Raw genomic sequence first — 6,440 nt, forward strand, 5'->3', positions numbered from 1 at the left:
TATGGATCTGCCGCAATCGGCTCAGACCTTGTGGCCGTCGTCCAGGTTGATCACCGTCAGGACCATCGCCCGCAGGACCGTGTGGCCGATGATCGGCAGGACCGCCCAGAACAGCAGCCAGTGCGACGGATCGACGGCGCGGATCATGGTTTCGTTCAGCAGCAGGAAGCCGAAGTTGTAGACCACCATCATCTTGGTCAAGTTCGGCAGATGCTCGCGCATTTCCTCGTCCGGCCAGAAGCTGGCAGCGGTCGCGGTGCGGCCGTTCATCACGTCCTGCAGGAAGATGCCGGCGATGACCACGTAGAACAGGCTTTGCATCCGCTGGCACCACAGCGGATCGTCCGCCAGCGCCAGCACGGCCAGCGGAACGGCCGCGAAGAGCAGCGCGAAGACCACCGCCTGGCGGGGCGAGTAGCGCGTCAGCATCCGCCGCACCATGCCCTCGAACCCCATGCCGATCCGCACGGCCAGCGCGGCCAGGAAGGCGGTGGCGAAGGCCTGGCCGTGGTGGTCCGGCCCCAGAAGCACCGACAGGATCGGATAGCTCACCAGCAGCACCGCGCCCGGCAGGTACAGCGACCGCGACAGGGGCGGCAGGTCCTGGAAGAGGCTGAGGAAGATACGGACGAGATCGAGCGGCGAGCGGTACATGGCGGAACCCTTCTTGCTTGCCGAAAGGTCTAGTCCTGCATCAAGGCAGACCTGCGGCAGAAGACGGTCCGCGAGGGGGCATTTGCCCGCCCGCCGTCACTTTTCCTCGGCGTCCGGTTCGATCATGAAGCGCTGCAGCGCCATGAAGTTTACCATCAGAAACAGAAACAATGCCGCCGGCATGGCAAAGGTCTCGAGCTTGACCCAAAGCTCGGTCGACTGGGTGCGCCAGATGATCTCGTTGGCCACCGCGAGCGCGGCGAACATGGCCGCCAGCCGCCGGGTCAGGATCATCCAACCCTCTGGTTTCATGGGCAAAGCTTCGGCCATCACCCATTGCAGGAGGCTTTTCCCGCGCAGGAGGCCGATGCCCAGGATGACCGCAAAGGTCCCGTAGACGATCGTGGTCTTCATCTTGAAGAAGCGCTCGTCGTTGAACCAGGCGGTCAATCCGCCGAAAAAGATCACCATCACGGCCACGAATATCTGCATCCGGCTGATCGTTCCCGTCAACAACCACAGAACAACGGTCGAGGCGAGAAGCAGCGGCACCAGGATCAGGGCTGCCACAATGAAGCCAGAATACTCGGTCCCGGCCAGGGTGAAACTGTCGTCCTTGATCCGCATGTAGATCAGGAAGAACAGAATCGTCGGCCCCAGCTCCAGCGCCTGTTTCAGGATAGGGTTGATCTTCCGTTCGGCCATTATCCCGCCCATTCCATGATCACCGCGCCCGCCGCGATCAGGGCCATCAGCCCCGCCCGCGCGGGCCCCACCTTCTCGCCCAGAACCAGCCAGCCGATCAAGGCGGCAAATACGGTCGAGGTCTCGCGCAGCACCGCCGCCTCGCCGACCTTGTCGAGCCTCGTGGCCAGCATGATCGAGCCGAAGCTGAAATAGGCGACGAAAGCGCCCAGGACACCCCGCTTGAGCAAGGGGACGATCTCGGCAGCGGGAAGCTGCCGCCAGCGGCGCTGGGTGACCAGCGGGATGAAGATCCCGTCCAGCATGAAGAACCAGGCGAGGAAGGTGAAGGGGTCCGCCGTGGCGCGGATGCCGTAGGCGTCGTAGGTGGTGTAGCAGGCCACCATCGCCCCCGTCGCCACCGCAAGCCACAGCGCCGGCACCATCGTCGCCCGGTCCACCGTGACGTGCCGCAGGTTCCAGGCCGCCAGGCCCAGGATGCCGCCCACCAGCAGCGCAAGGCCCGCCCATTGGCCGGGCGCGAAGGTCTCGCCGAAGACGATGCCCGCGCCGATCACCGTGAAGACCGGCCCCGTGCCCCGCACCACCGGGTAGACCACCGTAAAGGCCCCTCGGCTGTAGGTCATCGCCTGCAGCACCTTGTAGACGATGTGGATCAGCACGGCGCCCGCGAAGATCGGCCACATGTGGGCTTCGGGCCAGGGAACCACGAACAGCGCGAAAGGCGCCGCGATCACCCCGTAACTCACGTCGATGGCCGCGCGCGACAGCCAGGGATCGTGCCGCCCCTTCTGCAAGGCCCCGAACAACGCGTGGAGCACGGCGGCCAGCAGCGCCAGCGCCAGCGCCAGGTCATGCCCGGCTTCCGTCCCCTCGACCGACCGCAGGAACTCTTTCACGGGGCGATCCCGGGCTGCCAGTCCACCGTGACCTCCGCGCCCTGGAACAGCCGGGCCAGAGCCGTCGGTCCCAGCGGATCGTCCGAGAGCGCCGCGATCCCGACCGCGGCCATCCCGATCCCCTCGGGGGCGCGGAACTCCAGCCGCAGCCAGCCCCGGCCCTGCGGCAGGGCGTCGATCATCGCCTCCAGCCGGTCCCGACCGTCGTCCTCGAACATCGCGTCCGGCAGGTTCTGCAGCAGATGCCGCAGCGCCACGCGCGCCACGTCCACGCCCGCCTCCCCGGCCGCGCCGTCCGCCAGACCCTCGCCCCAGGCCTGCATGGCCGGGCGCAACAGCTTGCCGTCGTTCCGCCAGTCGAGCCGCGCAAGGGTCAGCCGCCCGACCAGCAGCGCCCCCGGCTGAAGCCCCGCCCCGGCGATCTCGGCCTCGATCCTGACATCGGTCCCGCCCGACAGCCGCAGCCGCGCATCCCGCAGGACCATCCCCTCCGGTCCCACCGTCGCCGCGGCCCTGAGGTCCGCCGTCTGCAGCCGCAACGTTTCCCGCAGGACCGGGTCCATGTCCCGCTGCCCCAGGCCCGGAGCCAGCCTGACCCCGCCCGCGTCCAGCGCCAGCGTCACCAGCGCGCCCTCTGCCGTCTCGCCCTGCAGTCGCAACCGCTCCGCCGCCAGCGCGGGGGCGCCCTCGGCCCGCAAGGTTGCCCGGTCCAGCACGCACCAGCCCGCCTCTGCCCCGGACGGGGGCGCCGTCACCGCATAGCCCGTCAGGCCCTCGAACGCCGCCACCAGGGCCGCACAATCGGCAGGCTCGGCCGCAGCCGGACCCGCCAGCAGCGCCAACAGCACCGCAGCCTCAGGGCGCATCGGAATGGGTCCAGACCGCGTCCAGCGTCACGCCCTGCAACAAGGGAACCGTCTCGGCCAGCGTTGCCAGCGCCCCGGTCCCCGCGTGGCCGCGGAACCGCGCGGGCCCGATCCCCGGCTCAGCCCGCACCGACAGTTCCAGATCGCCTGATGGGTTCGGCAGCTCACCGATCAGCGCCACCAGCGCCGCCTTGCTGTCCTTGGAGACGCTGGTCGCGGGCAGATCGCGCACCGCGGAAAGCATATCCTGCCGGATCGCCTCGGCCGCGGCGTCCATGTCGCCCTCATAGGGCAGGACTTCCGGGCCGAAGGGCATCAGCACATACCATTCGAACAGCCCATGCGTGGTGATCCGCGCCTCGACTTCGGTCAGCGCGAAGCTGGTGGCCGACATCTGCAGCGCGCCTGCCGAGGACAGGTCCACCCCCGTCACCGTGGCCCGCGCCTCCACCATGTTCTCGCCGGGGAAGTCGATGCTCATCCCTTCCAGCCGCAGGACCCGAGTCGCCGGATCCCAGGCCAGCGCCGCCTCGGCGTCGATGCTGTTCGGCCTGACTTGCGCGGCAAAGAGCCAGTCCATCTGCGGATTTCCGGTCTGCACGATCAGCCGCAGCCCCTCGACCACGATCTCCAGTCCCTCGGGCTGGCTGGACCCATCCGCGATCCAGCCCAGCGCCGCACCGCGCAGGCGCAACCGGTCCAGGTGCCAGTCGGGCATGTACGACCCCTGCAGGTCGAGGATGGGCGCTTCGATCATGCACCAGTCGCCCTCCTGGCCCACCGCTTCCGCCGAGACGGTGCCCAGCGCGCCAAGCCCGTCAGCCAGTCGGGTCCAGACGGCCTGACACAGGGCATCGCCCCCGAGTCCCTCACCCGCCGCCGGTCCGGCCAGCACCAGCGCCAGACCAGCGGCCCGGATCATGTCTCGGCCCCGACCAGGGCTCGGGCAAACTCTTCGGGGTCGAAGGGCGCGAGGTCGTCGATCTGCTCGCCCACGCCGATGGCATGGATCGGCAGCCCGAACTTGTCGGCCAGTGCGACCAGCACGCCGCCCTTCGCCGTCCCGTCCAGCTTCGTCATCACCAGGCCGCTCACGTCGGCGATCTTGCGGAAGATGTCGACCTGGGTCACCGCGTTCTGGCCTGTGGTCGCGTCCAGCACCAAAAGAGTGTTGTGCGGCGCCGTCGGGTCGACCTTGCGGATCACCCGGACGATCTTCGCCAGCTCCTCCATCAGGTCCTGCCGGTTCTGCAGCCGCCCCGCCGTGTCGATCATCAGAAGGTCCGCACCATCGGCCCGCGCCTTGGTGAGCGCATCGAACGCAAGGCTCGCCGGGTCCGACCCTTCCGGAGCCGTGAGGACCGGCACCCCCGCCCTGTCGCCCCAGATGCGCAGCTGGTCGACCGCCGCCGCGCGAAACGTGTCGCCCGCCGCGATGACCACCCGCTTGCCCGCCGCCTTGAACTGGCTGGCGAGCTTGCCGATCGTCGTCGTCTTGCCCGAGCCGTTGACCCCCACGACCAGCACGACCTGCGGTTTCTGCGGGTAAAGCGGCATCGGCCGGGCGACCGGAGCCATGATCCGCGTCACCTCGGCCGCAAGGGCCTCCCGCAGCTCGCGGGTCGAGACTTTCCGCCCGAACCGCCCCTCGGCGATGTTGGCCGTCACCCGCACCGCCGTGTCGACACCCATGTCGGCCTGGATGAGCAGTTCCTCCAGGCTTTCCAGCATCGCATCGTCCAGGACCCGGCGCGGCTCTTCGCTGCGGCCCAGAAGCCGCCCGAGCAATCCCGGCCGCTGCGCCGCGCTCTCGGGCTGCGGCGGGGGCTGCACGGGTGCCGCCGGGCTGGGCACGGCCGCGGGCGGGGCCGGCGGCGGCGTTTCGTCCTTGGGCGCAGCCTGCGCCTCGGGCGGCCGGGGCGGGTTCGGCTGCGGCGCGGGCTCCGGCGTGGTGTCGGGGGCGTTGTCGTCAGGGGCATCCGCACCTTCGGCCACCAGGGCCTCCAGCCCCTCGCCGATCTTGTCGGACGACCGGAACAAGCGGTCCTTGAGCTTCTTGAAGAACGACATCGGCGGTCCCCGGACTATGCTATCCCCCACCTAATCGCTTTGCCGGGGCAAGGAAAGGTTGGAAAGCCTGCACCCCTTGCCCTGGCCGAGCTTTCCCCGCCCCTCTCGCTTGGCGCCTGCCCGACCCGACAGGCGGGAAGGAGCCCGCGCAAGCCCCCTACCCAGCTCGCCCCGCCCGCTTCGCGCCGGAACCAGAGACCGGGCCAGCCAAAGCCCGCTCGACGCGCGCCCGGAGCCCGCCACGTGCCGCGACCCGGATGCCCGGCAGCCCGTCGGGTCCGCCGCACTTTGCGATCAGGAACCCGCCCATGTCCCGGCCCACACGCCAGCGCCCGCGCCCTACGACACGAATGCCAGTTGCAAGCGCGACGTTTTCGCTCGAATTTCCCGGCATCCCGCCCCAGAGCATTCGACCCGCCGCACACGATGCAAGCCCGCCCCCTGCCCCTTGCTGCCTTCGCCGTCGCAGCCCTTCTGCCCCTGCCGCTCGTGGCCCTTGGCGTGGCGCAGGGCGGCGCATGGGCATGGGCGGCCTTCCTCTACATGGCTGTCCTCACGCTTCTGCTCGACCAGCTGGTCCCGCTCACCCCCGGCAGCGCCGAGGGCGAGGACTTTCCCGCCGCCGACACCCTTCTCGTCGCCGTCGGGCTGTCAGCGCTCGGCCTTCTCTGTCTGGCCACCTGGGCCATCGCGGGCGAAAGCCGGCTGGACGGGGGCGAAAAGGTCCTCCTCTTCCTCGCCGCCGGCTTCTGGCTCGGCCAGGTCGCCCACCCCGCCGCGCATGAGCTGATCCACCACCGTCGACGCGCCTTCTTCCGGCTCGGCGCTGCCGTCTACGTGGCGCTACTCTTCGGCCAACACGCCAGCGCCCACCGGCTGGTCCACCACCGCGCCGTCGCCACCCGCGACGACCCGAACACCGCGCGCGAGGGCGAAGGCTTCTACCGCTTCGCGCTGCGCGCCTGGACGGGCAGCTTCCGCGAAGGCGCCCGGGCCGAGACGTCCCTGCGCGCGGGCCGTGGGGGGCTACATCCCTATGCGCTCTATCTCGCAGGCAGCGCGACCGCGCTTGGGCTAGCGACGGTCATCGCGGGCCTGCCCGGCCTTCTGGCCTGGACCGGGCTTGCCCTGCATGCGCAAAGCCAGATCCTTCTGTCCGACTACGTCCAGCACTACGGCCTGACCCGGTCGCGCGGGCCGGGCGGGAAGCCTGAACCCGTGGGCCTTGCCCACAGCTGGAACACCG

7 protein-coding genes are annotated in these 6,440 nt (G+C 69.6%); 1 reads left to right on the forward strand and 6 read right to left on the reverse strand.

Features of this window, described 5'->3' with window-relative positions; genetic code table 11:
* Positions 1 to 21 precede the first annotated feature (21 nt).
* From ACE3Q6_RS07045 to ftsY, 6 genes are all read right to left on the reverse strand, one after another.
* Positions 22 to 654, reverse strand: coding sequence for a hypothetical protein (locus ACE3Q6_RS07045; RefSeq protein WP_374430115.1), 633 nt, complete (start codon positions 652 to 654; stop codon positions 22 to 24).
* 96 nt (positions 655 to 750) lie between these two features.
* Positions 751 to 1,359 (reverse strand): inner membrane-spanning protein YciB, encoded by a 609-nt coding sequence (locus ACE3Q6_RS07050; protein ID WP_374430118.1) that lies wholly within the window; start codon positions 1,357 to 1,359, stop codon positions 751 to 753.
* Positions 1,359 to 2,258 (reverse strand): EamA family transporter, encoded by a 900-nt coding sequence (locus tag ACE3Q6_RS07055; protein ID WP_374430120.1) that lies wholly within the window; start codon positions 2,256 to 2,258, stop codon positions 1,359 to 1,361. The genes ACE3Q6_RS07050 and ACE3Q6_RS07055 overlap by 1 nt, the downstream gene beginning before the upstream one ends.
* A complete protein-coding gene (locus tag ACE3Q6_RS07060; protein ID WP_374430123.1) occupies positions 2,255 to 3,124 on the reverse strand; it encodes a hypothetical protein in 870 nt (289 codons plus the stop codon). Before ACE3Q6_RS07060 ends, ACE3Q6_RS07055 begins: the two co-directional genes overlap by 4 nt.
* Positions 3,114 to 4,046, reverse strand: coding sequence for a hypothetical protein (locus tag ACE3Q6_RS07065; RefSeq protein ID WP_374430125.1), 933 nt, complete (start codon positions 4,044 to 4,046; stop codon positions 3,114 to 3,116). Before ACE3Q6_RS07065 ends, ACE3Q6_RS07060 begins: the two co-directional genes overlap by 11 nt.
* On the reverse strand, positions 4,043 to 5,194 hold the full coding sequence (gene ftsY / locus ACE3Q6_RS07070; RefSeq protein WP_374430128.1) for a signal recognition particle-docking protein FtsY: 1,152 nt from the start codon (positions 5,192 to 5,194) through the stop codon (positions 4,043 to 4,045). Before ftsY ends, ACE3Q6_RS07065 begins: the two co-directional genes overlap by 4 nt.
* Before the next feature lie 426 nt (positions 5,195 to 5,620).
* Between ftsY and ACE3Q6_RS07075 the strand changes: the two genes are divergently transcribed.
* Positions 5,621 to 6,440: fatty acid desaturase (locus ACE3Q6_RS07075; RefSeq protein ID WP_374430130.1), on the forward strand; the 820-nt coding region annotated here is incomplete at its 3' end.

Source organism: Tabrizicola sp., from assembly GCF_041913445.1.
Classification (GTDB): Bacteria; Pseudomonadota; Alphaproteobacteria; order Rhodobacterales; family Rhodobacteraceae; genus Tabrizicola.